Raw genomic sequence first — 25,404 nt, forward strand, 5'->3', positions numbered from 1 at the left:
CGGAGCTCTCAGACGACCGCGGCCGGGCGCACGAACGCCCACGCGGCGACCGCGGCGACGGCCGCAGCCACGGTCATCGTCACCGCCATCGTGACCGCGTTCGTGCCGCCGACTCCCGCGGCGATCGGCGCGAGCACGGGGCCGAACAGGAACGTCGACATGCCGAGCAGGGCAGAGGCGGTGCCCGCTCGTGCTCCGTGGTGGGCGAGCGCGAGGGTCTGCCCGTTGGGGCCACCCAGCCCCGAGCACAGCATGAAGCCGATCAACGCGGCGACGATGCCCGTGACGCCGACATCGGAGAGGGCGAGCGCCAGGAATGCGGTCGTCGCGACCAGCGTGGCCGAGATGCCGCCGAGGTACACGCGCAGCGGGCCCCATCTGCCGACCACGAGACGGCTGAGCTGGCTGCCGGCGATGCTGGCCAGCGCTCCGGCCGCGAAAGCGAGGCTGAACGACTGCGGGCTCAGGCCGAATTCGTCCTGCAGCACGAACGAGGACATCGACAGGTAGGTGAAGAAGGCGACACCGCCTCCTGCTGCGGCGCACAGCACGGCCACGAACAGACGATCGCGGACGACGGCCCCGGCATGGAGTCCGAGCGTGCGCAGACCTCCGCCGTGACGGGCGGCGGCAGGCAGGGTCTCCGGCAGGGCGAGCACGACGACCAGGAGCAGCACGACACCCACCGCGCTGAGCACGCCGAAGATGCCTCGCCAATCCATGATCAGTGCGAGCTGACCGCCGACCACGGGTGCGACGATCGGCGCGGTGCCCGAGACCAGGAACAACAGCGACAGCATGCGCGACAGCTCGACGCCCTCGAACTGGTCGCGGGCGATCGCGAGGCAGATCACGATGCCGGCCGACCCCGCGAGACCCTGCAGGAAGCGGACCACCAGCAGGACCTCGATCGTCGGGGCGAGAGCACACAGGAGGGAGAGCACGGCGAAGGCCGAGACGCCCACCATGAGCGGTAGCCTCCTGCCGAGACGATCGCTGAGCGGCCCGGCGACGAGCTGGCCGAGGCCGAGGCCGATCATGCACGCCGACATCGTCGCCTGAGCGAGCGCCTCGGTGGTGTCGAGGGACGCGGCGAGCTGCGGCAGCTGGGGCAGATACAGATCCATCGACAGCGGACCGAACGCCTCCAGCATGCCGAGCACGAGCATGGCCCGCAGCGTGCTCATCCGCGGGCGCGGGGTCGGTCCGGACGAGGTGATGCTCATCCGTCCAGGCGCAGGGTGCGCCGCAGCCAGCTGTCACGAGCGGCGACGGCCGCCCGTGAGACCTCCGCTTCGGGGGAGAAGCCGGAGAACCCGTGATAGCCGCCGGCCCAGACGTGCAGCTCCGCGCGACCTCCCGTCGCCCAGATGCGCAGGGCGTAGTCGACCGCCTCGTCTCGGAACGTCTCGGCCGCTCCGACCTCGATGAACGCGGGCGCGAGGCCGGACAGGTCGTCGGCGCGCGCGGGCGAGGTGTACGGGGAGACCCGGTCCGTGCCGCGGTCGGATCCGGTGATGGCGTTCCAGGCCGTGTCGTTGTTGTGGCGATCCCAGGCGCCGAACCCGTCGTACTGGCGACTGGAGACGGTGTCGTTGCGGTCGTCGAGCATCGGGCAGCCGAGCAGCTGTCCTGCCAGGCGTGGGCCGCCGCGGTCGCGTGTCATCAGGGCGACGGCAGCGGAGAGCCCGCCGCCCGCGCTCATGCCGGAGGCGATGATGCGGTCCGGGTCGATGCCGAGCTCGTCGGCGTGCGCGGCCATCCACTCCAATGCCGCGTAGCAGTCCTCCGCCTGTGCGGGACCGGGATGCTCGGGGGCGAGGCGGTACTCGACGGCGACGCCGATCACGCCGTGGCGTTCCGCGAGGTCGATGAGCTCGCCCGTGCCGAAGAACCGGGTGCCGAGGACCATGCCGCCGCCGTGGATCGACAGCACGGCCGGCGCCGGTGCATACGCGGGTGCGGTCGGGCGGACGATCGTGACCTCGATGTCGGGGGCGCCGTCGGGGCCGGGGATGGTCCGATCCTCCCAGGTGACCGCCCGCCCGGCGGCCTGTGTCGCCATGGGCGGGATGATCGTCGCGAAGTGGTCGCGGTTGGCGTGGATCGTCTCGGCGCGCAGCGGGATCACCTCGACGAGGTCGACGAACGCGGTCAGCCCCGGGACGAGCGCGGGGTCGTACGGCACCGGCGCGGGGGCGGTCATCGGGCTTCCAGCCAGATCCGGCGCAGCCAGGAGGCGCGGGTAGCGAGGGCCGCGCGCGAGATCTCGGCATCCGGCATGTACATGTCGAAGCCGTGCGCGCCACCGCCCCACACGTGCAACTCCGCCTGACCGCCGGTGGCCCAGATGCGAAGCGCGTACTCGGTGTCCTCGTCGCGGAAGGCCTCCGCCTCGCCGACCTCGATGAAGGCGGGTGGGAGGGAGGCGAGGTCGGTCGCACGGCTCGGAGCGGCGTACGCCGGGGCTTCCGGGCTGAAGGCGAGGTCGTCGCCGAGCACGCACGACCAAGCGAGCAGGTTCATCTCCCGCTGCCAGGTGCCGATGCCGTCGTACTGGCGGCTCGCGACGGTGGTGTTCGTGTTGTCGATCATCGGGCACAGCAGCAGCTGCCCTGCCATGACCGGTCCGCGCCGGTCGCGGGCCATCAGCGCGACGGCCGCCGTGAGGCCACCACCGGCGCTGCCGCCTCCGACCACGATGCGATCGGGGTCGATCCCGAGGTCGGCGGCGTGGGCGTGCACCCAGAGGAAGGCGGCGTAGCAGTCTTCGACTCCGGCCGGGAAAGGGTCCTCCGGCGCGAGACGGTACTCGACGTTCACTGCGACGACGTGGTGCTCGGCGACGATGTCGACCACGCGGCCGGTCTCCCAGGAGCGGTGTCCGACGATCATGCCCCCACCGTGGATGTTCACGAAGCCGGGGAGCACCTCGTGCGCGGTGCCGACGGGACGGAACACCGTGATCTCGATGTCAGGGGCGCCGGCGGGGCCGGGGATGATCCGGTCCTCCCACTCGATCGCACGTCCGGCGATCACAGCGTCGTTGTCGGGGAACATGCGGTCGGTGCCCTCGCGCGGGAGGGTGTCGCGGGTCAGCGCCGGCTGCGGGTTCCTGTCGAGCTCATCGAGCACGGCCTGCACCTCGGGGTCGAACGGCACGGGGGTGAGGGTGGGGCGTCCGGTGGCGGTGGCGGTGGGGGTGGTCATGGGTCTCCTTGCGAGGCTTCGGGCGGGCACGGTCGCGGGGCGGTGTTCAGGGGCCCTCGGGGTCGACGACGTCGCGGTCGGCCCAGAACGGTTCGACGAGTTCGCGGAGCGTCGTGGCGCCGACGCGCTCGACCAGCGCGGCGGCGTCGAGGTTCGCCCGCAGCTGCGCGACGCTCGATGCGCCGAAGAGCGTGGTCGTGAGGGCGGGATGCGTGAGGGTGAACGCCAGGCCGAGCTGTGCGGGCGAGACGTCGAGCGATTCCGCGAGCGCCGTGAACGCGGGCACGTCGGCGATGATCCGCGTTCGGATGTCTCCGGGGTCGCGGCCGATCTGCCGGTCGCCGTTCACCTTTCCGGCGAGCACGCCGCCTTCCAGGCAGTCCGAAGCCTGCAGGGTGAGGCCCTGCTCCCACAGGCGGGCGAACGGGGCGCCGTCGGGGATCGAGCGTCGGGACACGCTGTACTTCAGCTGTGCGATCTGCGGGCCGGCGACCCCCTCTCGTGCGGCGAGGTCGATCAGGGTCTGGATGCTCGAGGCCGACCAGTTGTTCACGCCCCACGCGCGGATGAGTCCGGCTTCGGTGAGTCGGGCGAGATCGATCACGAGGTCGCGCAGGTCGAGGTCGTCCCGCCGCAGGTCGCCCAGGATCACGAGGTCGGCGTGCCCGACGCCCACCCGCATCAGGGCGTTCTCGAGCTGCGGGCGGAAGCCGTCGGCGTCGAAGGCCTCGAGCCACAGCTTCGACGACAGCAGCCAGTCCTCACGGGCGAGACCGGCGGCGCGGACCATGGCGGAGAAGATGACATCCGTGAACACGGGCGGGGCGCCGGGCGCGGAGTACACGCCGACGTCGAAGAGGTTGACACCGCGCTCCACGGCCTCCCGCAGCATGGCCACCGCGTCGGCGAAGTCCATGCGGTCGTAGGTGTGCCAGGAGCCCAGGGAGAACAGCGAGGCGTCGATGCCGCTGCGACCGATCTCGCGGCGGGGGACGGTGTGGAGGGGAGTGGTCATCGGAGGCTCACATTCTCGGGTCGATGACGGCCTTGACCTCATCGAGGTGGTGCATGCGGGCGATCTTGTCCGAGGCGTCGGCGAGACCGACGGGGGCGCTGAACAGGGCGTCCCACGGGTAGCGATCGGCGAAGGCGGCGAAGAAGTCGATGGCCCTGGCGTAGTCGGAGATGTCGCCGTTCAACGAGCCGACCACCGTGAGCTCCTTGCCCATGATCGTGCTGAGGGCGAAGCCGTCGCCCGCTGGTCCCGTGGAGCCGACGATCGCGATCGTGCCGCGCTGCGCGGCCATGCCGACGGCGTCGGGGCCGACGCTCGGTGCCCCGGCGAAGTCGAAGACGTGCTCGGCGCCGAGGCCGCCGGTGAGCTCGAGAACCTGATCCACGACGGGTCCGTCGCGGAAGTCGACGACGGCATCCGCACCGAAGCGCGCGGCGAGCTCGAGGCGGACGGCGGGAGCGCCGACCGTGATGACGCGACCCGCACCGGCGATCTTCGCGACGGCGGTGGCGAAGATGCCGAGCGCTCCGGACCCCTGGACCACGACGGTCGAGCCTGGACGGATGCGGCCCGCGCGCTCGAAGGCGCGCAGCACGGTCTTCGCCGCGCATCCCGCCATCGACGCCCACGTGTCCTTGACCGTCGGCGGCAGCAGCAGCTTGGCTGCACCGGGGGTGACGTAGGCGTACTCGGAGAGCCCCGCGGTGGCGAACGGGTGCACATCGGCGCGCTGCAGGAATCCGTAGCCGCGGCGCGCGCAGGCGACGGGTTCGCGCAGCACGACGCAGCCGTGGCACTCCCCGCAGGTCGACTCCGACCAGCCGATGCGGTCGCCGGCGGAGAGCGGTCGACCCAGCGCATCGCGGGTATCCGTGCCGACGGCGACGATCTCGCCGACCATCTCGTGCCCGAGGACCATGGGCAGCATGCCGGGGAAGGTCATCCTCCCCTCCCAGATCTCGATGTCGGTGCCGCAGAGCGTGGTGCAGGCGATGCGCACGAGCGCGGCGCCCGGTTCGACCTCGCTCGGGAGGGGGAGCTCCTGCAGTGTGAGGGGTTCGCCGTGGGCGGTGAGCACGGCGGCGCGGGTGAGGGTGGGTATCGACATGGGGGTCCTCTCAGACCAGGAGCTGGCCGCCGTCGACGGCGACCGAGACTCCGGTGATGTGGTTGGCGGCGTCGCTCGCGAGGAACAGCACGAGCGGCGTGATCTGGTCGACCTCGGCGATGCTCCCGAGGGGGATGCGGGACTCCCAGGCGGCTCGGGCGTCGGGGTCGGAGGCGAAGCCGGCCGTCAGCGGGGTGAGGACCGGCCCCGGTGCGACGGCGTTCACGCGCACTCCCGAGGCGGAGAGCTCGAGGGCGGCGGTGCGGGTGAAGGCGTCGACCGCGGCCTTCGTCGCCTCGTAGTGTCCGAGGCCCGCGGTGGGCTGGCGGGCGCCGATCGAGGAGATGTTGACGATCGAACCGTGCCCCGCCTCGGCCAGCAGTGCGCCGAAGACGTGGAGCATGAGGAACGTGCCGCGCACGTTGACGCGGAGGACGGCATCCACCACATCCACCGGTACCTCCTGCAGCGTGCCGCCACCAGCGACGATGCCGGCGTTGTTGACCAGCACGTCGATGCCGCCGGACTCCCTGACCCGCTCGGCCGCCGCTCGCACCGACGCTTCGTCGCCGATGTCGAGGGGGAGCGGGGTGGCGCCGATCTCGGCGGCGACGGCAGCGGCTGCGTCGGCGTCCACGTCGCCGATGAACACCTCGTCGCCGGCCGTGCGGAAGGCGGTGGCGATGCCGCGGCCGAGCCCGGACGCCCCTCCGGTGACCAGGATGCGGCGGGGGGAAACGGTCATGTTCGTCCTCACTGACGGGTGTTCTGACGGGATGAGTCCGTTATATTCTACAAACATAGAAAAACACAACCCCGTGCCACGAGACGGCGAAGGAGCCCTCATGCCCGATCCGACATATCCCCGCACACCCCTGTTCTCGGGCGGGGCGCCGGTGCCGCCGCTCGCCCTGGGGTCGTGGAACACCTGGGATCGCATGGAGCGGGACGAGGCGGTCACCCTCATCCGGCGCGCGGTGGAGCTCGATGCGGGGTTCTTCGACGTCGCGTACTACAACATGGGTCCGCACGCCGAGAACTCCCGCACCGACATCCTGTTCGGCGAGGCGCTGCGGGCGAGCGGCGTCGACCGCGCGGACATCGTGCTGTGCGGGAAGCTCTGGCTGTGGGACTGGCCGAACCAGGGGTTCCGTGCGCAGCTCGTGGAGTCGCTGCAGCGGGCCGGCCTCGACCGGTTCGACACCCTCGTGGTGGGCGACTACGTCGATGCCCCCGACCTGCCGCGGCTCGTGGCCGACGTGAACGCGCTGATCGACGAAGGGCTCGTCGGTTCCTGGGGCATCAACAACTGGCGCATCGAACACACGCGGCAGGCTCTCGCGGAATCCGAAGCTCAGGGGGTGGCCGGACCGGTGTTCGCACAGTTGAAGTACGGCATCGCTCGTCGGTCGATGGCGGAAGGCGACGCCTACGGGCCGCTGTTCGCCGACGGCACGCTCACCCTCCAGGCGTCGGACGTGTTCGAGGGGGGCATCCTCGCCACCGGACGGATGCCGGAACGGAAGATCGGTGCCGACGTCGGCGGGATCCGTGAGCGGATCGCGGCCGTCTACCCCGAGGTCGCGCGGGTCGCCGAGGGGTTCGGCGTGACGCCGGCAGCACTCGGCATCGCTTTCTGCCTGTCCAACCCCGCGACGGCGAACGTGCTGTTCGGCGCCTCACGCGTCGCACAGCTCGAGCTCAACCATGCCGCCCTCGCGCTGGCGCGCGACCACGGCGACGAGGTGCGCACCGCCCTTGCCGACTGCTGGGTCGACCGCGGAGTGCGGGCGGATGGAGCGTGGTGAGTGGTGAGTGGAGGGGGAGTGCGGGGTGGTGTTCACGACTAGCATGATGCGCATGGCGGGAAGCGGAGAGAGGGTGTCGGTCGAGCTGCAGCTGACGGCTGGCGAAGCGCTGGTGCTCTTCGAATGGCTGGCCGCTGCCAACGGGAGTGGTGAGCTCGTGGTGGATGAGGCGGAGCGGCGTGTGCTCTGTGATCTGGAGTCGCAGCTTGAGACGAAGCTCGTCGAGCCGTTCCTCCCCGGGTATCGTGCGCTCGTCGATGAGGCGAAGAGCATTGTGCGGGATACGCCCTGACGGTCGGGTCGGACGTGTGGCGGCCTCGGCCTTGGAGGCGACGGCAACGGAATGCTGGAATGAGATCGAACATAACTTCGAATGTCGAGCGCTGATTCGGTAGAATCGAGGCATGTCGAAGTTGGCCGTATTGCACGAGGCGATGTCCCGCCTCGATGCGGCGTGGGCCGACGCCGAGAGTTCGGGAGACCTCTCGCGTGAGCAGCTGATCGCGGTGAGCGCGTCGATCGGCGTGCTGCAACGCCGGCTGGACGCGGTGCACATCGAGGTCGCCGCTTGCATCTCGCGGGAGTCCCGTCCGGAGCTGGGGGCGGAGAGCCTTGCGAAGCAGCAGGGCTTCCGGAATCCGGCGACCTTGATCGCGGCGACTGTCGGGGTGTCGCGCGGTGAGGCGCATCGGCTGGTGAAGGTCGGAGAGGCGGTCGCACCACGCGCCGATCTCCTCGGTGTACCGCTGCCGGCGAGGTATCCGCTGATTCGGGAGGCACTCGACGCGGGCGCACTCAGCGCTCAGGCGGCAGCGGTGATCATCGCGCTGCTCGACCGATGCCGCGTGGTGGTCGGTGTCGAGCGTGTCGCCGAAGCGGAGCGTGTGCTGGTCGAGAAGTCGGCGGGGCTCGCGATCGACGACGTACGGAAGCTGGTCGTGCGGGCGGAAGCCTGGTTGGACCCGGATGGGGTGGAGTCGCGTCTCGAGGAGCAGCGTTCCCGACGATCCCTGACCATCCACGAGCGCGGCGGGATGGTGCATCTGAACGCCGTCCTCGATGCGGAGACTGCCGCACCCGTCGTGACCGCCATCCGCGGCTACGTGAGCGCCGCATTCGCCGCCCGGAAGGATGCGACGGCCCCGGACGCGCCCGATGCCGATCGTCGCACCGTGCCGATGATCCAGGCCGATGCGCTCGCGGTGTTCGCCGGGCATGTGCTCGACTGCGAGGCTCGCGTGCCGTTGGCGGGCGCGACCGTCATCGTGCGGGTGGATCTCGACGCGCTGGAAGCGGGTGTGGGATCGGCCGAGATCGACGGAATCGAGCAGCCCGTCAGCATCGGAGCTGCGCGGCGGATGGCTGCGGGCGGGGGAGTGATCCCGTGCGTACTCGGTACCGTGAGCGAGGTGCTCGACTGGGGGCGGGAGAAGCGCCTCTTCACGCGGTCGCAACGACTGGCCCTCGTGGAGAGGGACGGCGGCTGCGCCATGTGCGGACTCCCCCCGGAGATGACGAAGGCGCACCATATCCGCTGGTGGACACGCGACCAGGGGCCGACCGATCTCTCGAACGGCGTGCTGCTGTGCGAGACCTGTCATCACCGCATCCACGACAACGGGTGGGGCATCCGCATCGGTGGCGGTGGCGGTGGCGGTGGCGGTGGCGGTGGTGGTGGTCGCGAAAAGGTGTGGTTCCTGCCGCCCGCCTCGGTTGATCCGGCGCGCACTCCGCGGCTGGGTGGGCGAGCACGCTTCGATGTCGCTGCCTGAGAGGGGCGCTGCCTGAGAGTGGTGCTGCCTGAGAGGGGCGCTGCCTGAGGGTGGTGCTGCCTGAGAGGGGCGCTGACTGAGGCGGGCGTCGGCTGAACGGGGTGCCGATCTGCCGCTATGCCTGCGCGCTCGGACAAGCCCGGTGCGCCCCCGGGCATGGGGTGGGGCATCCGTGGCAAGAATCACCCTTGCGCTCTTTTTCCACGCCTGTAGACTAACCAGCGCGACACATCGAGGTGACGCCGGATCCGGCTACCGGCCAGCGGCACTCCGAGCCTTCTTCACCACCCTTGCACCCGAGAGAAGGAACCATGAAACGAATGCCCCTCGCGCTCGCCGCAGCCGTGGCCGCGACCCTCGCGCTCACCAGCTGCAGCGGCGGCGCAACGCCCTCCCCGTCCGACGGCAGCGCTGCCGAAGGCCCCGACGCCCTGAACATCGGCAACTTCCTCGACATCACGTCGTGGGATCCCTCCCTCGCCGACATCGGCTTCGACGGTCCGTACCTCTCCGCGGTCTACGACGCCCTGATCGCCCTCGACGCCGACGGCGAACCGATCCCGTCGCTGGCCACAGACTGGACGGTCGCCGACGACGACCTGAGCATCGACCTCGACATCCGCACCGACGCCGTGTTCAGCGACGGCACCCCGGTCGACGTCGACGCCGTCATCACCAGCCTCGAGTACCTGAAGGCCGGAGCGCGCTCCGGGGAGGCCTACGTCAACGTCGCCTCGTTCGAGAAGGTCGACGACGACACCGTGCGCATCGTGCTCACACAGCGCGATGACACGATCCTCTACTTCATGGGCCTCGGCCGCAGCTACGTGGCCTCGCCCGCGGCCATCGAGGCGGGAACACTCGGCAGCGAGCCGATCGGCTCCGGCCCGTACGTCCTCGACAGCGCCACGAGCGTCGCCGGTGCGGAGTACCACTTCACCAAGACCGCCGACTACTGGGATGCCGAGACCTATCCGTTCTCCGAGCTCGCGATCTACCCGATCACCGACGCCACCGCCCGACACAACGCGATGCTCAGCGGCCAGATCAACGTGCAGTACGGCGACGTCGCCAACCTCGAGCAGGCGAAGCAGCAGGGCTGGAACACCGCGGAGCGCGTCTCCGGCTGGGCCGGACTCGTCATCACCGACCACACCGGCGCGAAGAGCGAGCCCCTCGGCAAGCTCGAGGTGCGCCAGGCCCTGAACTACGCCTTCGACGGCGCCGCGATCCTGGCCGCCGTCGGCAGCGGTGCCGGCGTCGCCACGAACCAGGTGTTCCCCGACGGCGGCACAGTCAACGACCCCGCCCTCAACGAGACCTACGCCTACAACATGGACAAGGCCAAGAAGCTGCTCGCCGACGCCGGCTACCCCGACGGGTTCGCGATCTCGATGCCCATGTCGCCGATCTTCGAGATGTGGAAGCCCTCCGCGGAGCAGGCGCTCAACGAGCTGGGTGTCACGGTCACCTGGGACAACATGCAGATGCCCGACTACCAGCTGAACGCGCCGAACTACCCGATGTTCATCTCGTTCCTCGCGATGGACGGCAACGACGTCGCGACGGTGGCCCGTCAGGTCACCAGCGTGCAGTGGTTCAACCCCGAACCCGACTACGCCCAGAACGAGGTCATCGCCCCGCTCGTCGACAAGGTGCAGAAGGAACGCGGCGACGCGCAGACCGACGCCGTCAAGGAGCTCAACAAGGCCCTCGTCGATCAGGCGTGGTGGTCGGTCTGGTACCAGGCCAACAACATCTACTACACGGCACCCGGCATCCAGCTGCAGCCCGTCGTCGGGATGATGTTCCCCACCCTGCGCTACATCACCCAGGGCTGATGCCCTCCGGGGGCGGCCACGACACGGCCGCCCCCGGGTCCTGCCCCCTCCGACCCCTCCCGAGGTTCTCATGCTTGTGTTCACGGCGAAGCGGGTGCTGTCCGGCATCCTCCTGCTCGTCGCGGTCTCGATCGGCACCTTCTTCCTGGCGCACCTGGCCATCAGCGACCCGACCGCATCCCTGCTCGGCACCACGGCGAGCCCAGCGCAGCAGGCGGCGTTGGCCGAGAAGATCGGTCTCGACCGTCCGCTCCTCGTGCAGTTCTGGGACTGGCTCTCACACGCCGTGCTGCTCGACTTCGGCGTCTCCTGGCGCAACTTCCAACCGGTGAGCGCGCAGCTCGCGATCAAGGTCCCGGTGACGCTGAGCGTCGTGACCTTCGCGACGCTCATCACCGCGGTCGTCGGCATCGGGTTCGGCATGATCACCGGACTCCGACCCGGCACCTGGTTCGACCGCATCATCAAGGGCATCTCCGTCGTGCTGTTCGCACTCCCGGGATTCTGGGTCAGCCTCGTGCTGGTGATGTGGCTCGCCGTGCAGCTGAAGTGGTTCCCGGCCGTGGGCTACGTGCCCCCGACGCAGTCCGTCGACGGCTGGCTGCGCTCCATCACCCTTCCGGCGATCTCGCTCGCGCTGGGCGGCATCGTCGCGGTGTCGGAGCAGCTGCGCAACGCCGTCATCGCGCAGAGCCGACAGGACTGGGTACGCACTCTCCGCAGCCGAGGACTCTCCGCCGCCCGCGTCAACCTGCACATCCTCCGAAACGCCTCGCCGGCGGCCCTCACCGTGATCGCGCTCATGTTCGTCGGCCTCCTCTCCGGCGCGATCGTGGTCGAGCAGATCTTCAGCCTCCCGGGGCTCGGCCAGCTCACGAATCAGTCATCGCAGAACGGCGACATCCCCATGCTGCTCGGCATCACGGTCGTCTCCGTCGTCTTTGTCGTCCTCATCAACCTCCTGCTCGACCTCGTGCTCGGCTGGATCAATCCGAAGGTGCGCGTCGCATGACCACGACAGACATCAGGGTCGCGTTCGACCGCGCGGCGCAGAAGCGGAGGTCGAGCCTGTTCCGGCGGTTCCTCCGTCACCCCGGCGGGTACATCCCGCTCGCGATCTTCGTGCTCATCGTGCTGGTGGGCGTGTTCGCCCCGCTGCTCGCACCGATGGACCCGAACTTCGTCGACCTGTCCGCTGCGAAGGCCGCACCGGGACCGGAGCATCTGCTCGGTGGCGACTCCACGGGGCGGGACATCCTCAGCCGCCTCATCTACGGCACCCGCACGACGCTGTGGGGCGCGCTCATCACGATCGTCACCGCCCTCGTGATCGGTGTGCCCGCCGGTGTCGCCGCCGGTTATTTCGGGGGAGCGTTCGACCGGGTCTCCACATGGATCAGCGATGCCCTGCAGTCGATCCCCGGCATGATCATCCTGCTCGTCGTGGCTGCAGGGTCTCGCAACAACTTCGAACTGCTGATGGCCACCGTCGGCGTGTTCATGGTGCCCGGCTACTTCCGCATCGCCCGCTCGCAGACGCTCGCCGTGCGCAGCGAGCCCTACATCGACGCTGCGAGGGTCTCCGGACTCTCCGACGGACGGATCATCTTCCGCCACGTGATCAAGGCCGTCTATCCGCCCGTGATCATCCAGACGGCGCTGACCGCCGGTATCGCGATGGGCATGCAGGCAGGCCTCCAGTTCCTCGGCATCGGCGACTCCAACGTCCCGAGCTGGGGAGCCATGATGCTGGAGGGCTTCCGCCTCATGCTCACGTATCCGCTCATGCTGCTGTGGCCGTCGGCGGCCCTCGGGCTCACGATCGCGGTGCTCGCGATCATGGGGTCGACGCTCGCCGAGCTGGTGCAGGTGCGCACGCCACGGGTGTCCCGTCGTCGGAAGGACGTCGCCGTCTCCGCTGCCGGGTCCGCCGCCCTCTCCGGACCGGATTCCCCGTCCGGCACGGCGCAGCACGCCGCGGAGGCCTCGGCTCTGCGCGTGGAGAACCTCCGGGTCGTGCACGCCACACCGAACGGCGAGACCGAGGTGGTGCACGGGGTGACCCTCGACGTCGCCCCCGGCGAGGTCGTCGGCATCGTCGGCGAGTCGGGATCCGGCAAGTCGCAGACGGTCTTCTCGGTGCTCGACCTGCTTCCGGCCACCGGGCGGGCGACCGCCGACGCGATCTGGGTCGGTGGTGTCGACGTCACGCAGGCGACACCCGCGCAGCGCCATGCCCTGCTGGGGCGCTCCATCGGCTACGTGCCGCAGGAGCCGATGAGCAACCTCGACCCCTCGTACACGATCGGCCATCAGCTGGTCGAGCCGCTGCGCCGCACGCATGGGCTCAGCAAGGCTGCGGCGAAGGAGCGCGCCAGGGCGATGCTCGTGCGAGTGGGCATCACCGACCCCGACCGGGTGATGCGCAGCTACCCCCACCAGGTGTCGGGAGGCATGGCGCAGCGGGTGCTGATCGCGGGGGCTATCGCCGGCAAGCCGTCGCTCCTCGTCGCCGACGAACCGACGACCGCGCTCGACGTCACGGTGCAGGCCGAGGTGCTGGAGCTGCTGCGCGAGCTGCAGGCGGAGTACGGGATGGCGTTGCTCATCGTCACGCACAACTTCGGCGTCGTGGCGGACATCTGCGATCGGGTGATCGTGATGCGCGGCGGCGACATCGTGGAGTCGGGCCCTGTCGACGACCTCTTCGCCGCCCCCGCCGTCGACTACACGCGAGAACTGATCGCCGCGTCGCTCGACGACGCCGAGGGCAGAGCCGAGCTCGACCGCCGCGCGACGGGAGTCCCCGCATGAACCCGCTGCTCGAGGTGAACGACCTGGTCGTGGAATACGGTCGCGGACGGCAGGCCTACCGGGCACTGCACGGCGTCTCGCTCGACATCGCACCCGGGGAGTGCCTCGGTCTGGTCGGAGAGTCCGGGTCGGGGAAGTCGACGCTCGGCAAGGCCATCCTCGGGCTCGCTCCCGTCACAGCCGGCAGCATCCGGTTCGACGGGCGCGAGATCAGCCACCTCGGCACCCGTCATCGCCGAGCGCTCGCCGATGACGTGCAGGTCGTCTTCCAGGACCCCTACGGCTCGCTGAATCCCGCCATGACGATCGGCGACATCCTCGCTGAGCCGCTGCTCACCACCGGCATCGGTGCCAAGGCCGCAGAGGCGAAGGTACGGGAGATGCTCGATCGCGTGCGGCTGCCGTCGACGTCGGTGGACCGGTATCCGAGCGAGTTCTCCGGCGGGCAGAGGCAGCGGGTCGCGATCGCCCGCGCGCTGGTGCGGGGCCCTCGCCTGATCGTGTGCGACGAGCCGGTGAGTGCGCTCGACCTCACCACGCAGGCGACGATCCTCGACCTGTTCATCGAGCTGCAGCGCGACACCGGTGTGGCCTACCTTTTCGTCTCCCACGACCTGGGCGTCGTGCGACGGGTCTGCCATCGGGTCGCGGTGATGTACCGCGGTGAGCTGGTCGAGGTCGGGGAGGGCGAGCAGGTGACCCGTGCCCCCGAGCACCCCTACTCCGAGCGCCTTCGGCTGGCCTCGCCTGTCGCCGACCCGCGCGCCCAGCGCGAACGTCGCGCGCAGTGGCTCGCTCTGCGGGAGGTGCGCGATGCGGCGGTACGGTAGCTCCAGGCCGGAACACTCCACGCAGCAGAATCGGCCGGAAGGACGACATGCCGAAGATCATCGACCACGACCAGCGTCGACGGGACATCGTCGAGGTGGCGAAGAGCATCATCCTGAAGGGCGGATTCGAGGCGGCGACCATGCGCAGCATCGCCGCCGAGGCCGGATTCGCGAACGGTGCCCTGAAGCACTATTTCCCCGGGAAGGAGAGCATCGTCGCCGCCACCTTCGAGACCGTGCTGCTCGAGCACGACACCTGGCTCCAGGAGTCGATCTCCGAGGGCGCGACGCCCGAGCGGATGCTGCAGCAGGTGCTCGAGGGCACGCTGCCGAGCAGTGTCGGGGAGATCGCGAGTGGGCGTGTGCTCCTCGCCCTCTGGGAGTACGCGATGTCGAACGATCAGCTCACGGTGCTCTACCGCACGCATCTCGCGCGGTGGCACGCGATGCTCGTCGAGCGGATGGAGGCGGCGCGCGATGCCGGATCCATCCGGGATCAGGACTATGCGGCCCTCGCGAACGAGTTCATCTCGGTCGCCGTCGGAGCGACGGTGATCAACCTCATGTATCCCGAGGGCGAGCGCATCGCCGACTACGAGGACTATATCCGGAAGTTCCTGGCGCGACTCCGCTGACCGCGAGGCGCCGCATTCGAGAGGAAGGCGCCTCATGACCGCACCACTGTCCGTCTCGCACCATCCGGGAGCGGGGCGTCCTGTCGTGTTCCTGCACGGCCTGGCCTCGAGGGGGCGTCTGGACTGGCCCGAAAGCGAGTGGGACGCCGTTCTCGGCGATCAACCGCGTGTGGTGATCGACCTTCCGGCTCACGGCGACAGTATCGCGCTCGGGACCGCGACGACATCGGCCGTGACCGACGCCATCGCCGCATCGATCCGTGCGGCCGTCGGTGAGCAGGAGGTCGACCTCGTCGGCTACTCGCTCGGGGCGCGGCTGTCATGGGACCTCGCGTCCCGTCACGACATCGCCGTTCGGCGGCTCGTGCTCGGCGGGCTCAGCGCGGGGGAGCCCTTCTCCTTCGTCGACCTCCCGGCCGCGCGAGCCTCCCTCGCGGACGGCAGCGCGCCGAGGGATCCGCTCACGGGCATGATCCTCGGCATGGTGTCGATGCCGGGCAACCGTCCTGCCGACCTGCTCGATCTGATCGAGGGTCTGGCGGCGGAGCCCTTCGTCGCCGATCGCGGCGGGCCGAGCGTTCCGGTCCTCCTGATCGGTGGAGTCGACGACGGGATGGCGGCGGGGATCGACGACCTCGCGGCGCTGCTACCCGATGCGCGGACATGGCGCGTTCCCGGCGACCATCTCGCGGCCCTGCACGCACCGGGGTTCCGGACCGCGGTGCGGGAGTTCCTCGCGGATTGAAGCCCCCTCGACATCCGGCTTCAACCATGATCTTTATTTCCAACATTCGTAGATAATTCGAAAGGCTCGCTCATGACCGAAACCCCCACCGCCGACGCGGCGCGGATCCTCGACATCGCCACCGGCTACATGGCCTCCAAGCAGCTCTTCCAGGCCAGCAGGATCGGCCTGTTCGCCGCGATCGCCGACGGGGCGGACACGGCGGCCGCGATCGCCGAGCGGTGCGCGGTCAGCGAGCGCATCGCGACGCTGCTCGCCGATGCGATGACCGCCAAGGGCCTGCTCACCAGGACCGGCGGACGCTACGCGCTCGCCGAGGACGCCGCCGCGTACCTGGTCGGCAACGAGGCGGCGATCGACCTCGCTCCCTTCCTCACGTTCCTCGACGAGATCAGTTACCCGCACTGGCTGCAGTTCGCGCATACGGTCGACACGACCGAGCCGGGCGACCTGCAGATGGACGACGCCCGCTGGGCGACCTTCATGGCCGGCGTCATGACGTACAACCGTCTGCACGCGCAGGAGTTCGGCCGTCACGTCGACCTCGACGGTGCGACCAGGGTGCTCGACTTCGGCGGCCTGTCCGCCGAGTTCGCGCTGTCCGTCATGGCGGACAACCCCGAGCTGCACACCACGTTCCTCTACGCTCCCGGCTTCGAAGACGGCATCGCCGACGCGGTCGCAGCTGCGGGAGTGCAGGAGCGTGCCACGGTCGAGGTCGGCGACACGGCGACCACCGCTCCCGAGGGAGAGTACGACGCGGTCTTCGCGAACCACGTGATCCACCGCTTCTCCGCCGAGGAGAATGCGCAGATCTTCCGCAACCTGCGGGCGGCTGCCGTCGACGGCGCGACCCTGACCGTGCTCGACTTCTTCCTGGACGAGGATGTGGAGCAGCGCGGGCTCGACGCCCTGCACGCGGGCGAGTACCTCGTGATCGACGGCACCGTCGTCTATCCCGAGACCGAGGTGCGCGGATGGCTCGCCGACGCCGGCTGGTCGGTGCGCGACAAGGTCGCGCTGCCCGGCAGCCCGCGGGTGCTCGTGGCGACTGCGGTGTGAGACTCGTCCCGGCGCCGGGTGACCGGCGCCGGGGCACACGACTGGTCCGAGGGGGATCAGAGGCGGGCGGCATGCGTGAACATGCCGCCCGCCGTTTTCGTGCATCGCTTTCGAGATCAGCCGCGCGAGAAGACCGTGCGCCCGTCCACGATCGTGCGGGCGACGCCGATCGTCGCGAGGTCGCGGCCGGGCGTCAGGGGGTCCTCATCGAGGACGGTGACGTCGGCGACCATGCCGATGGCCAGCGAGCCCTTCCATGTCGAGGCGCCATCCTGTCGAGCAGGGTCGACGGTGACGGAGCGCAGCAGCCGGTTCCTGGTGCCCGCGTCGTCCGTGGCGCCCGTGGCGGTGAGCAGCGCGAGGGACGCGTCGAGACCCAGCCGCCAGTCCGGGCTCGCGACGGGGGAGTCGCTCGTGATCGTGGTCAGCGCGTCCGAGGTCAGCATCTCGGCGAGCGGCCATGCGGAGGCGAGTCTGGCTTCTCCCAGTTGCATCGCCGCCCAGGAGTGCGTGTGCGCCGCGATCAGCGGCTGCACCGCGAACCCCGCGCCGATGCGCCCCATCCTGGCGATCTGCTCGGTCGTGGCGAGATCGCCGTGCACGACATAGTGCGGACCCGACGGCGTGGGGTGCTGTGCGTGCAGGCCCTCCAGCACGGACAGGAACTCGGCGATCGAACGGTCTCCCGTCGCGTGCACCGCGATCTGCAGCCCGCGGGCAGAGGCCAGTTCGAGCATGCGTCGGAAGGCGGTGCGGGCGTCGGGCTCGCCACGGGTGAGCAGTCCGCCGGTGGTGCCGTCGGCGTAGGGTTCATCGACCCAGGCGGTCGCCATCGGGGGGATGCCGTCCGCGAAGATCTTCACGCCGGGGATCGCGAGCCATCGAGGGTCGGAGGGCGGTGCGGGGATGCGCACCCCGCGCTCGAAGTCGTCGAGCGTGCTCTCACCGTCGATCGTGCCGAACAGTCTCAGCAGGGTCACGCGGGAGGTCTGGGCGCGCTCGCGATGCAGCTCGAGGTAGGTGTCGAGCATGTCGGAGCCGAAGCATCCGGTCTCGCCGTCGTCCTCGCCGGGGCCGATCCCCGGCTCGGTGTAGCTCGTGATGCCGAGCTCGGCGAGCAGTGCCCATGCGCGTCGCAGCGCCGACCGGCGTTCCCCCGACGTCGACACGAGCCGTCCGGACGGCTGCTCCTCCGGCGGTGTGTCGGAGAAGAAGAGATGCGGCCACCGTGCCCCCAGCCATGCGGCGTGCAGGTGGGCGTCGTTGATGCCGGGGATCGCGGTGCGCCCGTCCAGCTCGATCACCGCGCGCGAATCCAGAGCCTCCGCCTCCGCACCCAGAGCGACGATCACCCCGTCGCGGACGGCGAGCGACTCCGTGATCGTGTCGGAAGGGTCGAGGGTGCGGATGCGGCCGCCGCGGATGATCAGGTCGGCATCGTCGCCGTGGAGTGACTGTGTCATTATTCCACCAGTGTAGACGCAAAACTGCTGCCGAGGAGAAGCTCATGGCGCGTTGTCGTCAGTGGCCGCCGCCGAACTCGATCATCGCGACTCCGACCGCGATCAGCGCGACGCCGATCGCCATCATGGCCGAGAAGTGATCCTTGAAGATCACCCGCCCGAGCACCGCGGTCAGCGCGACACCGGCGGCGGCCCAGATCCCGTAGGCGACGCCCACCGGCATCCCCATCGCGAGGATCGTGCCGAGCAGGGTGAAGGCGGCGAGATAGCCGACGACGATCACGGGGATCCAGCGGCGACGGCGCAGGCCCTCGGATGCGCGCAGGCTCAGCGTCGCCGTGACCTCGCTCGCGATCGCGAGGGCGAGGAACACCCAGGTCACGACGTCGCCTCCGTCGTATCGCGCGTATGGGATCCGAGTTCGACGAGCAGCACGCCGACCACGATCACGCCGACGCCGACGATCTGCACCGGTCCCAGCAGCTCGCCGAACAGCACCGTGCCGAGCGCGGCGGTGAGCACGACGCCGATCGCCGACCAGATGCCGTATGCGACGCCGACGGCCATGCCGCGGTCGAGCACGACCGACAGCAGCCAGAGCGACCCCGTGTAGCCGAGCACCACGACGACGAGCCAGAACGGATGCGTGAACCCCTCGGCGGCGCGGAGGGAGAGGGTCGCACTCACCTCGAGGGCGATCGCGAGCAGCAGGGGCGGCCATGCCGAGCGGCGGGGGCTGGGGGTCATCGCGAGCCTTTCGTGGAGCGTCCGAGGGGGAGAACGCGACGGGTGACCGGGGGATTCCCGCGAGAAGCCGGGCCTGCTCGACCCCGGTCCGCAGCCGTCGGATTCGGCACGTGTTCCTGCGACTTGTACGCTGGATGCATCCCCCGATCCACCCGGCAACTCGCGCGCCGGCGACCTCGGCGCGCGCTCACACATGCAAGGACGCAGATGAACGATTCCGCGGCACACCGCGACGACTGGACAGAGAGCGAAGAGCTGGCGGAGCGGATGATCCCGCTCATCGGGGCACTCCGACGGGAGCACGACGTCGTCACGTCGCTCCACGGGCATCGTCTGCTCGGCCTGTCGCCGACGGGGCTGGTCGAGGTGCACGAGCGTGTCGCCCAGCTCGGTCACGAGCGTCTGCCGATCGAGGACAGCCTTGCGGTGCTGGAAGCGATCCATGCTCTCGCGCCCGGGGCATCCTCCCTCGACGTCGCCCGCCTGGTCGCCGGCCACGCGGAGAGCGGTCAGCCGTTGGAGGCCTATCTCGCAGATGTGCTCGCTCCGGCCATGGGAGCTGTCGCCGCTGAGGCCACCGACGTCGTGCTCTACGGGTTCGGGCGGATCGGCCGCCTCCTCGCTCGTATCCTCATCGCCCACACGGGAGGCGGGAGCGGGCTGCGTCTGCGTGCCATCGTCGTCCGCCGCGGTGCCGAGAACGATCTCGTCAAGCGCGCGTCGCTGCTGCTGCGCGACTCCGTGCACGGCCGCTTCGCCGGTTCGGTCACGGTCGACGAAGATGCCGAGCAGATCATCGCGAACGGCACCCGCATCCAGGTGATCTACTCCGACGACCCGGCGACCATCGACTACAACGCGCACGGCATCCACGACGCGATCGTCGTGGACAACACCGGACGCTGGCGCGACGAGGCGGGGCTCTCCCAGCACCTGCAGTCGAAGGGCGTCGCCCGCGTGCTGCTCACGGCCCCCGGCAAGAGCCCGCTCAAGAACATCGTCCACGGCATCAACGACGACACCATCGCCGACTCCGACCGCATCATCTCGGCCGCGTCCTGCACGACCAACGCCATCACTCCGGTGCTCGCGGCGATCGATGAGGCGTACGGCGTCGTCAAGGGGCACGTGGAGACCGTGCACTCGTTCACGAACGATCAGAACCTGATCGACAACTTCCACAAGGGCGACCGACGCGGACGTTCGGCCGTGCTCAACATGGTCATCACCGAGACGGGGGCGGCCAAGGCCGTGGCCAAGGCGCTCCCGCAGCTCGAGGGCAAGCTCACCGGCAGCTCGATCCGCGTCCCGACGCCCGACGTGTCGCTCGCGGTGCTGCACCTGACCATCGAGCGTCCCGCGACCAAGGACGAGGTCAACGACTACCTGCGCCGCGTCTCGCTGCACTCCAAGCTCCGTCAGCAGATCGACTACGTGGAGAGCCCCGACGTCGTCTCCACCGATTTCGTCGGCTCGCACCGTGCCGGCATCGTCGACGGCCTCGCCACCATCGCCGACGAGGACACCCTCATCCTGTACGTCTGGTACGACAACGAGTTCGGATACTCCTGCCAGGTCATCCGTGTGCTCGAGGTCATGGCGGGCTCGCACCCGATCGTGCTGCCGGAGCGCCGCGAGGTGACCCTGCAGGGCTGAGTCTCGCCGTTCGCCGGGTTTCGTCGTATCGTCCGGAGTACCCGGCATGATGAGGTCATGAAAACCGCGGCTCAGCGCACCGATCGTCTCCGTTCGCAACGCCTCCGTTCGCATCGCCTGACCGCTCCGGCGCGCACCGTGACGGATGCGGCGCAGCACATGCTCGCCGTGCAGAGTCAGGACTTCACGGCCGGTCGGTGGGCGCTCGCCGTGCGTACCCGCGGTGAGCCGACACTGCGCGACGTCGACCGGGCCTTCGACCGCGGCGACATCGTGCGCGCGTGGACGATGCGCGGCACCCTGCACACCGTCCCGGCGCGAGACCTCGGTTGGATGCTCCAGGTCACCGCCGGGCGGCAGCGGCAGCAGGCAGCCACCCGTCACCGTGACCTCGGCATCGACGACGACATGGTCGCCGCTGCCTTTCGCGCCCTGACGCCGCGCCTGCGCGATGGCGGGTGCACGCGTGCGGAGGTGTTCGAGGTGCTGGAGGGGATCGGCATCGACCCCTCCGGTCAGCGCGGCATCCACCTGCTGTTCACCCTCACGATCGCCGGGCTGATCTGCCAGGGACCGGTCGTGGCCCGCGCCGGTGTCGCCCGCGAACAGCGCTTCGTCCTCGTGGAGGAGCACATCCGCGAGCACGCAGCACCCGACGATCCGCTCGCCGAGCTGTTCGTCCGCTACGTCGACGGCCATGGTCCTGCCGGGGTCGCCGACTTCGCGTGGTGGTCGGGCCTCACTCTGGGTCAGTCGCGTGAGGCGGCAGAGCGGGCGGCCTCCAGCGTCGAAGAGGTCGACGAAGGGCTCTTCGTCGCGTGCCGGCCTCCGCGTCGGGCGAGCGGCGCCGCATCGGTCCATGCTCTCGGCGCGTTCGACGAGTACTACATCTCCTACGCCGATCGCACGGCCGTATGCGACCCGGCGTATCTGGCGGCGATCGGGCCGGGGAAGAACGGCATGGTGCGTCCGACGATCGTCGAACAGGGCCGCGTCATCGGCTCCTGGTCGCATGCGAGCGCGACCAGGAGTGCACCGCCCGAGCTCTTCGAGGCGCCAGAGGATCCCGAGGTCGTGGCCGCAGCCCTTGCGCGGTTCGCCCGCTTCGCCGACGACTGAGACGCCCGCCCGAGCCCGACCCGCCCCTACTCGCTGGCGTGGCGCCTACTCGCTGGCGTGGCGCCTACTCGCTGGCGTGGCGGGCGAGGAAGCTGTAGACCTCGTTGTCGTCGACGCCCGGGAACGCGCCGCGGGGGAGAGGGGAGAACATGTGCGTGTGCACGCGCGCGCTCGGCCAGGCCCGTCCGCTCCACCGATCGCTCAGCTCGGCCGAGGGGCGACGGCAGCACGACTCGTCGGGGCACGTCGATACCGCGCGGTCGTTCGTCTCGCGTCCACGCCACCACCGTGCGTCGTCGAAGGGCACCCCGACCGTCACCGAGAACTCGCCGTCGGTCGACGACCCGGTCTGCGTCGAGCACCAGAAGGTGCCGGACGGGGTGTCGGTGTACTGGTGGTGCTCCACCGTGCGGTTCTGCTGCGTGAACGCGGCGCGGGCCTGGAACTTGCGACACACCCGCTGTCCCTCCACGGCACCGGTCACATCCATCGGCAGCGGCAGGTCGTCGTTCTCGTACACACGGGTGATCGCCCCGGTGGAGTCGACGCGCAGGAAGTGCAGCGCCATGCCGAGGTGCTGTGTCAACAGGTTCGTCATGCGCATGCCCGCCGCCTCGTGCGTGACGCCGAAGCCGTCGCGGAAGTCCTCGACGGCGAGGTTGCGGTCCTTCTTCGCCTGTTGCAGGAACGCGACGGAAGCCGTCTCCGGCATCAGGCAGCATGCGGCGAAGTAGTTGATCTCCAGGCGCTGCTGCAGGAAGTCGGCGTAGTCGGTCGGCGGGGTGTGTCCGAGAAGTCGGTGTGCCATCGCCTGCAACGCCATCGAGCGCAGGCCGTGACCGCCGGGGATCGAGGCCGGCGGCAGGTAGATCCGCCCGTTCTCGAGGTCGGTGACCGACCGTGTCGAGTGCGGGAGGTCGTTGACATAGATCAGTTCGAACCCGAGCTTCTCGGCCATGATGCTCACGGTGCGGTGGGTGAGTGCACCCTGCACGTGTCCCGCAGCCTTGAGGTGCTTCTCGGCGAGCTTCTCGATCTCGGGGAGGTAGTTGTTCTGGGCGCGCATCCGCAGCCGCAGCTCGGTGTTGGCGCGGCGTGCTTCCTCCGGGGTCGCGATGGCCTCGCGCTCCCGCCTCTCCAACTCCCGGTGCAGGCCGAGAACGGATTCGATCGTCTCGTCGCTCATCCCCTTGGTGACGCGCACGGGGGCGACGCCGAGCTGCCGGAACACCGGGCTCTCCTGCGCGCGCTCCAGGGCGATCTCGAGCGCGGCACGCCGGTTCGGCGGCTCACCGGAGATGAGATCGGTCACCTCGGTCTTGGTCGCTTGCGCGATCGCCTGAAGGAGGGAGAGCTTGGGCTCGCGCTTGCCGTTCTCGATCAGGCTCAGCTGCGAGCCGGCGACGCCGACCAGCGCGCCGAGCTCATCGAGCGTGTAGCCGTTCTCCAGTCGGTGGTGACGGATGCGGTGGCCGAGGGTCGTGAGGTGGATGCCGGAGGACGCCATTCCTTGAGTCTAGCGAAAGAATTCCAGTTCTTATCGCTTGAAATGGCCGAAAGTCGCGTTCGAACCGGAAGAAGATAGGTGCAACGCCCCACACTTCTAAGGAGCAGTCATGGCCATGGCCGAAGTCCTCACCCCTCGCACGTCTCCCGTCTCCCCGACGCGCACGTTCGGGGCGGCTCCGACGTATGACACTCCTGCCATGGCCGAGCTGGCCGCCTGGGTCGAGGAGATCCGGGCGCTCACCCAGCCCCACTCCGTGCACTGGGTCGACGGCTCGCGGGCCGAGAACGACTGGCTGCTGCGCGGACTGGTCGACGAGGGCAAGCTGATCAAGCTCAACCCCGAGTGGCGACCCGGCTCGTACCTCGCGCGCTCGCACCCCAGCGACGTCGCTCGCACCGAGGGGCGGACGTTCATCGCCTCCGAGCGCGAGGAGGACGCTGGCCCCACGAACAACTGGGCGGCTCCGGCCGAGATGCACGCCAAGATGGATGAGATCTTCGAGGGATCGATGCGTGGGCGCACCATGTACGTCGTCCCGTTCTCGATGGGACGCGTCGGCGGCCCGCTCTCGCACATCGGCGTGCAGATCACAGACAGCGCCTACGCGGTCGCCTCGATCGGCATCATGACCCGCGTCGGCGATGCCGTCACGCGTCAGATCGCCGAGGGTGCGCCGTGGGTCAAGACCGTGCACACGGTCGGTGCCCCGCTCGCGCCGGGTGCGCAGGACGTGGAGTGGCCCTGCAACGACGACAAGTACATCGTGCACTTCCCGGAGACGCTCGAGGTCTACTCATACGGCTCGGGCTACGGCGGCAACGCGATCCTCGCCAAGAAGTGCTTCGCGCTGCGCATCGCCTCGGTGATCGCCCGCGACGAGGGCTGGCTCGCCGAGCATATGCTGCTCATCCGCGTGATCGACCCGCAGGGCAAGGCCTACCACGTGGCTGCGGCCTTCCCTTCGGCCTGCGGCAAGACGAACCTCGCCATGCTGCGTCCGACCATCCCGGGCTGGCGCGTCGAGACCCTCGGCGACGACATCGCCTGGATCCGTCCGGGTGAAGACGGTCGCATGTGGGCCATCAACCCCGAGGCGGGCTTCTTCGGCGTCGCACCTGGCACCGGCGAATCGACCAACGTCACCGCGGTCGAGACGCTCTGGGGCAACACCATCTTCACCAACGTCGCGCTCCGCCCCGACGGCGACGTGTGGTGGGAGGGCCTGACCGACGAGGCACCGGCGAACCTGATCGACTGGGAGGGCAACGACTGGACCCCCGAGTCGGGACGCCCTGCCGCGCACCCCAACTCCCGTTTCACGGTGTCGGCGGCCCAGTGCCCGCAGATCTCCGAGGACTGGGAGGAGGCCGTCCCGCTCGACGTCATCCTGTTCGGCGGACGCCGCGCGAGCAACGTGCCCCTCGTCGTCGAAGCAACCGACTGGACGCACGGCGTGTTCCTCGGCTCGAACATCTCGTCCGAGCGCACGGCTGCCGCTGAAGGCACGGTCGGGGAGCTCCGCCGCGACCCCTTCGCGATGCTGCCGTTCTGCGGCTACAACATGGCGGACTACTTCGGCCACTGGCTCAAGGTGGGCCGCGGTCTGCGCTTCGACCGCGCACCGCGCATCTTCCAGGTCAACTGGTTCCGCCGCGGCGACGACGGCCGGTTCCTGTGGCCGGGCTTCGGCGACAACTCGCGCGTCGTCGACTGGATCATCCGCCGCATCGCCGGTGACGTGCCCGCGGTCGACAGCCCGATCGGACGCCTGCCGCGCGTGGAAGACCTCAATCTCGACGGACTCGACATCCCCGCCGCCGACCTCGAGGAGCTGTTCTCCGTCGACGCCGAGGCGTGGAAGACCGAGGCCGATCTGACCGAGGAGTTCTACGACACCTTCGGCGACAAGGTTCCGGCGGCGCTGCGCGCCGAGCTGGCCTCGCTGCGCTACCGCCTCGACAAGGCGTAGCTCCCCAGACCGGTGCCGGTTCGGGGGAGCCGGCACCCTCAGGGCCTCGTGCCCTGCAAACCCGCGAAGGCGGGACATCAGAGACGAACCCATGGCTGAG

Annotated in this window: 23 protein-coding genes; 13 read left to right on the forward strand and 10 right to left on the reverse strand. The window is 69.6% G+C overall.

Annotation, left to right across the window (positions count from 1 at the left end; translation table 11 throughout):
- Nucleotides 1–8 precede the first annotated feature (8 nt).
- The 6 genes from ILP86_RS05865 to ILP86_RS05890 are packed head-to-tail and all read right to left on the reverse strand — an operon-like array spanning nt 9 to nt 6,078.
- Nucleotides 9–1,226, reverse strand: coding sequence for a multidrug effflux MFS transporter (locus ILP86_RS05865; RefSeq protein ID WP_227750921.1), 1,218 nt, complete (start codon nt 1,224–1,226; stop codon nt 9–11).
- Entirely contained in the window at nt 1,223–2,206 is a 984-nt protein-coding gene (locus tag ILP86_RS05870; protein ID WP_193761583.1) for an alpha/beta hydrolase, read from the reverse strand. Before ILP86_RS05870 ends, ILP86_RS05865 begins: the two co-directional genes overlap by 4 nt.
- The gene (locus ILP86_RS05875; protein ID WP_193761584.1) at nt 2,203–3,210 is read right to left on the reverse strand and encodes an alpha/beta hydrolase; all 1,008 of its coding nucleotides are present in this window, start codon (nt 3,208–3,210) and stop codon (nt 2,203–2,205) included. The genes ILP86_RS05870 and ILP86_RS05875 overlap by 4 nt, the downstream gene beginning before the upstream one ends.
- A 46-nt stretch (nt 3,211–3,256) precedes the next feature.
- Entirely contained in the window at nt 3,257–4,225 is a 969-nt protein-coding gene (locus ILP86_RS05880; RefSeq protein WP_193761585.1) for an aldo/keto reductase, read from the reverse strand.
- 7 nt (nt 4,226–4,232) lie between these two features.
- A complete protein-coding gene (locus tag ILP86_RS05885) occupies nt 4,233–5,333 on the reverse strand; it encodes a zinc-binding dehydrogenase (RefSeq protein ID WP_193761586.1) in 1,101 nt (366 codons plus the stop codon).
- A gap of 10 nt (nt 5,334–5,343) precedes the next feature.
- Nucleotides 5,344–6,078 carry an SDR family NAD(P)-dependent oxidoreductase gene (locus ILP86_RS05890; RefSeq protein WP_046749694.1) on the reverse strand — a complete coding sequence of 245 codons (735 nt, stop codon included), beginning with the start codon at nt 6,076–6,078 and terminating at the stop codon, nt 5,344–5,346.
- Between the two features lie 100 nt (nt 6,079–6,178).
- Between ILP86_RS05890 and ILP86_RS05895 the strand changes: the two genes are divergently transcribed.
- The 10 genes from ILP86_RS05895 (at nt 6,179) to ILP86_RS05940 (ending at nt 16,840) form a co-directional block, all read left to right on the forward strand.
- Nucleotides 6,179–7,141, forward strand: coding sequence for an aldo/keto reductase (locus ILP86_RS05895; RefSeq protein WP_193761587.1), 963 nt, complete (start codon nt 6,179–6,181; stop codon nt 7,139–7,141).
- Nucleotides 7,142–7,193: 52 nt separating this feature from the next.
- Entirely contained in the window at nt 7,194–7,433 is a 240-nt protein-coding gene (locus ILP86_RS05900; RefSeq protein ID WP_113680989.1) for a hypothetical protein, read from the forward strand.
- A gap of 112 nt (nt 7,434–7,545) precedes the next feature.
- The gene (locus tag ILP86_RS05905) at nt 7,546–8,913 is read left to right on the forward strand and encodes an HNH endonuclease signature motif containing protein (RefSeq protein WP_193761588.1); all 1,368 of its coding nucleotides are present in this window, start codon (nt 7,546–7,548) and stop codon (nt 8,911–8,913) included.
- A gap of 311 nt (nt 8,914–9,224) precedes the next feature.
- Nucleotides 9,225–10,754 (forward strand): ABC transporter substrate-binding protein, encoded by a 1,530-nt coding sequence (locus ILP86_RS05910; protein ID WP_227750922.1) that lies wholly within the window; start codon nt 9,225–9,227, stop codon nt 10,752–10,754.
- 70 nt (nt 10,755–10,824) lie between these two features.
- Nucleotides 10,825–11,766, forward strand: coding sequence for an ABC transporter permease (locus ILP86_RS05915; protein ID WP_046749688.1), 942 nt, complete (start codon nt 10,825–10,827; stop codon nt 11,764–11,766).
- The gene (locus tag ILP86_RS05920; RefSeq protein WP_193761589.1) at nt 11,763–13,568 is read left to right on the forward strand and encodes a dipeptide/oligopeptide/nickel ABC transporter permease/ATP-binding protein; all 1,806 of its coding nucleotides are present in this window, start codon (nt 11,763–11,765) and stop codon (nt 13,566–13,568) included. Before ILP86_RS05915 ends, ILP86_RS05920 begins: the two co-directional genes overlap by 4 nt.
- Nucleotides 13,565–14,398: an ATP-binding cassette domain-containing protein gene (locus ILP86_RS05925; RefSeq protein WP_046749686.1), complete on the forward strand. Its 834-nt coding sequence runs from the start codon at nt 13,565–13,567 to the stop codon at nt 14,396–14,398. The genes ILP86_RS05920 and ILP86_RS05925 overlap by 4 nt, the downstream gene beginning before the upstream one ends.
- A gap of 47 nt (nt 14,399–14,445) precedes the next feature.
- On the forward strand, nt 14,446–15,033 hold the full coding sequence (locus tag ILP86_RS05930; protein WP_046749685.1) for a TetR/AcrR family transcriptional regulator: 588 nt from the start codon (nt 14,446–14,448) through the stop codon (nt 15,031–15,033).
- A gap of 34 nt (nt 15,034–15,067) precedes the next feature.
- Entirely contained in the window at nt 15,068–15,778 is a 711-nt protein-coding gene (locus ILP86_RS05935; RefSeq protein WP_193761590.1) for an alpha/beta fold hydrolase, read from the forward strand.
- Between the two features lie 72 nt (nt 15,779–15,850).
- Nucleotides 15,851–16,840: a methyltransferase dimerization domain-containing protein gene (locus ILP86_RS05940; RefSeq protein ID WP_193761591.1), complete on the forward strand. Its 990-nt coding sequence runs from the start codon at nt 15,851–15,853 to the stop codon at nt 16,838–16,840.
- Nucleotides 16,841–16,956: 116 nt separating this feature from the next.
- On the opposite strand, the gene ILP86_RS05945 is transcribed toward ILP86_RS05940, so the two are convergent.
- The 3 genes from ILP86_RS05945 to ILP86_RS05955 are packed head-to-tail and all read right to left on the reverse strand — an operon-like array spanning nt 16,957 to nt 19,050.
- Nucleotides 16,957–18,303, reverse strand: a complete 1,347-nt coding sequence (locus tag ILP86_RS05945; RefSeq protein WP_113680982.1) for an amidohydrolase — start codon at nt 18,301–18,303, stop codon at nt 16,957–16,959.
- A gap of 58 nt (nt 18,304–18,361) precedes the next feature.
- Nucleotides 18,362–18,685, reverse strand: a complete 324-nt coding sequence (locus ILP86_RS05950; protein WP_058632908.1) for a multidrug efflux SMR transporter — start codon at nt 18,683–18,685, stop codon at nt 18,362–18,364.
- Complete coding sequence (locus ILP86_RS05955) at nt 18,682–19,050, reverse strand: multidrug efflux SMR transporter (RefSeq protein WP_046749681.1); 369 nt, start codon at nt 19,048–19,050, stop codon at nt 18,682–18,684. Before ILP86_RS05955 ends, ILP86_RS05950 begins: the two co-directional genes overlap by 4 nt.
- 207 nt (nt 19,051–19,257) lie before the next feature.
- Here ILP86_RS05955 and ILP86_RS05960 point away from each other — a divergent pair, with 207 nt between their 5' ends.
- Both ILP86_RS05960 and ILP86_RS05965 read left to right on the forward strand, forming a co-directional pair.
- Complete coding sequence (locus ILP86_RS05960) at nt 19,258–20,706, forward strand: glyceraldehyde-3-phosphate dehydrogenase (RefSeq protein ID WP_193761592.1); 1,449 nt, start codon at nt 19,258–19,260, stop codon at nt 20,704–20,706.
- Nucleotides 20,707–20,763: 57 nt separating this feature from the next.
- Complete coding sequence (locus ILP86_RS05965) at nt 20,764–21,825, forward strand: winged helix DNA-binding domain-containing protein (RefSeq protein WP_193761593.1); 1,062 nt, start codon at nt 20,764–20,766, stop codon at nt 21,823–21,825.
- A 64-nt stretch (nt 21,826–21,889) separates the two neighbouring features.
- Here the strand turns inward: ILP86_RS05965 and ILP86_RS05970 are convergent, their stop codons facing one another.
- A complete protein-coding gene (locus ILP86_RS05970) occupies nt 21,890–23,332 on the reverse strand; it encodes a helix-turn-helix transcriptional regulator (RefSeq protein ID WP_058632906.1) in 1,443 nt (480 codons plus the stop codon).
- 109 nt (nt 23,333–23,441) lie between these two features.
- Between ILP86_RS05970 and ILP86_RS05975 the strand changes: the two genes are divergently transcribed.
- Nucleotides 23,442–25,304: a phosphoenolpyruvate carboxykinase (GTP) gene (locus tag ILP86_RS05975; protein WP_193761594.1), complete on the forward strand. Its 1,863-nt coding sequence runs from the start codon at nt 23,442–23,444 to the stop codon at nt 25,302–25,304.
- Nucleotides 25,305–25,404: the final 100 nt, after the last annotated feature.

The organism is Microbacterium sp. R1, assembly GCF_015159725.1.
GTDB lineage: Bacteria > Actinomycetota > Actinomycetes > Actinomycetales > Microbacteriaceae > Microbacterium > Microbacterium oxydans.

Excerpts from the sequence above, each read along its gene's own strand:
- ILP86_RS05865 (WP_227750921.1), bottom strand. The coding sequence starts at position 1,226 with ATGAGCATCACCTCGTCCGGACCGACCCCGCGCCCGCGGATGAGCACG.
- ILP86_RS05870 (WP_193761583.1), bottom strand. The coding sequence starts at position 2,206 with ATGACCGCCCCCGCGCCGGTGCCGTACGACCCCGCGCTCGTCCCGGGG.
- ILP86_RS05875 (WP_193761584.1), bottom strand. The coding sequence starts at position 3,210 with ATGACCACCCCCACCGCCACCGCCACCGGACGCCCCACCCTCACCCCC.
- ILP86_RS05880 (WP_193761585.1), bottom strand. The coding sequence starts at position 4,225 with ATGACCACTCCCCTCCACACCGTCCCCCGCCGCGAGATCGGTCGCAGC.
- ILP86_RS05885 (WP_193761586.1), bottom strand. The coding sequence starts at position 5,333 with ATGTCGATACCCACCCTCACCCGCGCCGCCGTGCTCACCGCCCACGGC.
- ILP86_RS05890 (WP_046749694.1), bottom strand. The coding sequence starts at position 6,078 with ATGACCGTTTCCCCCCGCCGCATCCTGGTCACCGGAGGGGCGTCCGGG.
- ILP86_RS05895 (WP_193761587.1), top strand. The coding sequence starts at position 6,179 with ATGCCCGATCCGACATATCCCCGCACACCCCTGTTCTCGGGCGGGGCG.
- ILP86_RS05900 (WP_113680989.1), top strand. The coding sequence starts at position 7,194 with ATGGCGGGAAGCGGAGAGAGGGTGTCGGTCGAGCTGCAGCTGACGGCT.
- ILP86_RS05905 (WP_193761588.1), top strand. The coding sequence starts at position 7,546 with ATGTCGAAGTTGGCCGTATTGCACGAGGCGATGTCCCGCCTCGATGCG.
- ILP86_RS05910 (WP_227750922.1), top strand. The coding sequence starts at position 9,225 with ATGAAACGAATGCCCCTCGCGCTCGCCGCAGCCGTGGCCGCGACCCTC.
- ILP86_RS05915 (WP_046749688.1), top strand. The coding sequence starts at position 10,825 with ATGCTTGTGTTCACGGCGAAGCGGGTGCTGTCCGGCATCCTCCTGCTC.
- ILP86_RS05920 (WP_193761589.1), top strand. The coding sequence starts at position 11,763 with ATGACCACGACAGACATCAGGGTCGCGTTCGACCGCGCGGCGCAGAAG.
- ILP86_RS05925 (WP_046749686.1), top strand. The coding sequence starts at position 13,565 with ATGAACCCGCTGCTCGAGGTGAACGACCTGGTCGTGGAATACGGTCGC.
- ILP86_RS05930 (WP_046749685.1), top strand. The coding sequence starts at position 14,446 with ATGCCGAAGATCATCGACCACGACCAGCGTCGACGGGACATCGTCGAG.
- ILP86_RS05935 (WP_193761590.1), top strand. The coding sequence starts at position 15,068 with ATGACCGCACCACTGTCCGTCTCGCACCATCCGGGAGCGGGGCGTCCT.
- ILP86_RS05940 (WP_193761591.1), top strand. The coding sequence starts at position 15,851 with ATGACCGAAACCCCCACCGCCGACGCGGCGCGGATCCTCGACATCGCC.
- ILP86_RS05945 (WP_113680982.1), bottom strand. The coding sequence starts at position 18,303 with ATGACACAGTCACTCCACGGCGACGATGCCGACCTGATCATCCGCGGC.
- ILP86_RS05955 (WP_046749681.1), bottom strand. The coding sequence starts at position 19,050 with ATGACCCCCAGCCCCCGCCGCTCGGCATGGCCGCCCCTGCTGCTCGCG.
- ILP86_RS05960 (WP_193761592.1), top strand. The coding sequence starts at position 19,258 with ATGAACGATTCCGCGGCACACCGCGACGACTGGACAGAGAGCGAAGAG.
- ILP86_RS05965 (WP_193761593.1), top strand. The coding sequence starts at position 20,764 with ATGAAAACCGCGGCTCAGCGCACCGATCGTCTCCGTTCGCAACGCCTC.
- ILP86_RS05970 (WP_058632906.1), bottom strand. The coding sequence starts at position 23,332 with ATGGCGTCCTCCGGCATCCACCTCACGACCCTCGGCCACCGCATCCGT.
- ILP86_RS05975 (WP_193761594.1), top strand. The coding sequence starts at position 23,442 with ATGGCCATGGCCGAAGTCCTCACCCCTCGCACGTCTCCCGTCTCCCCG.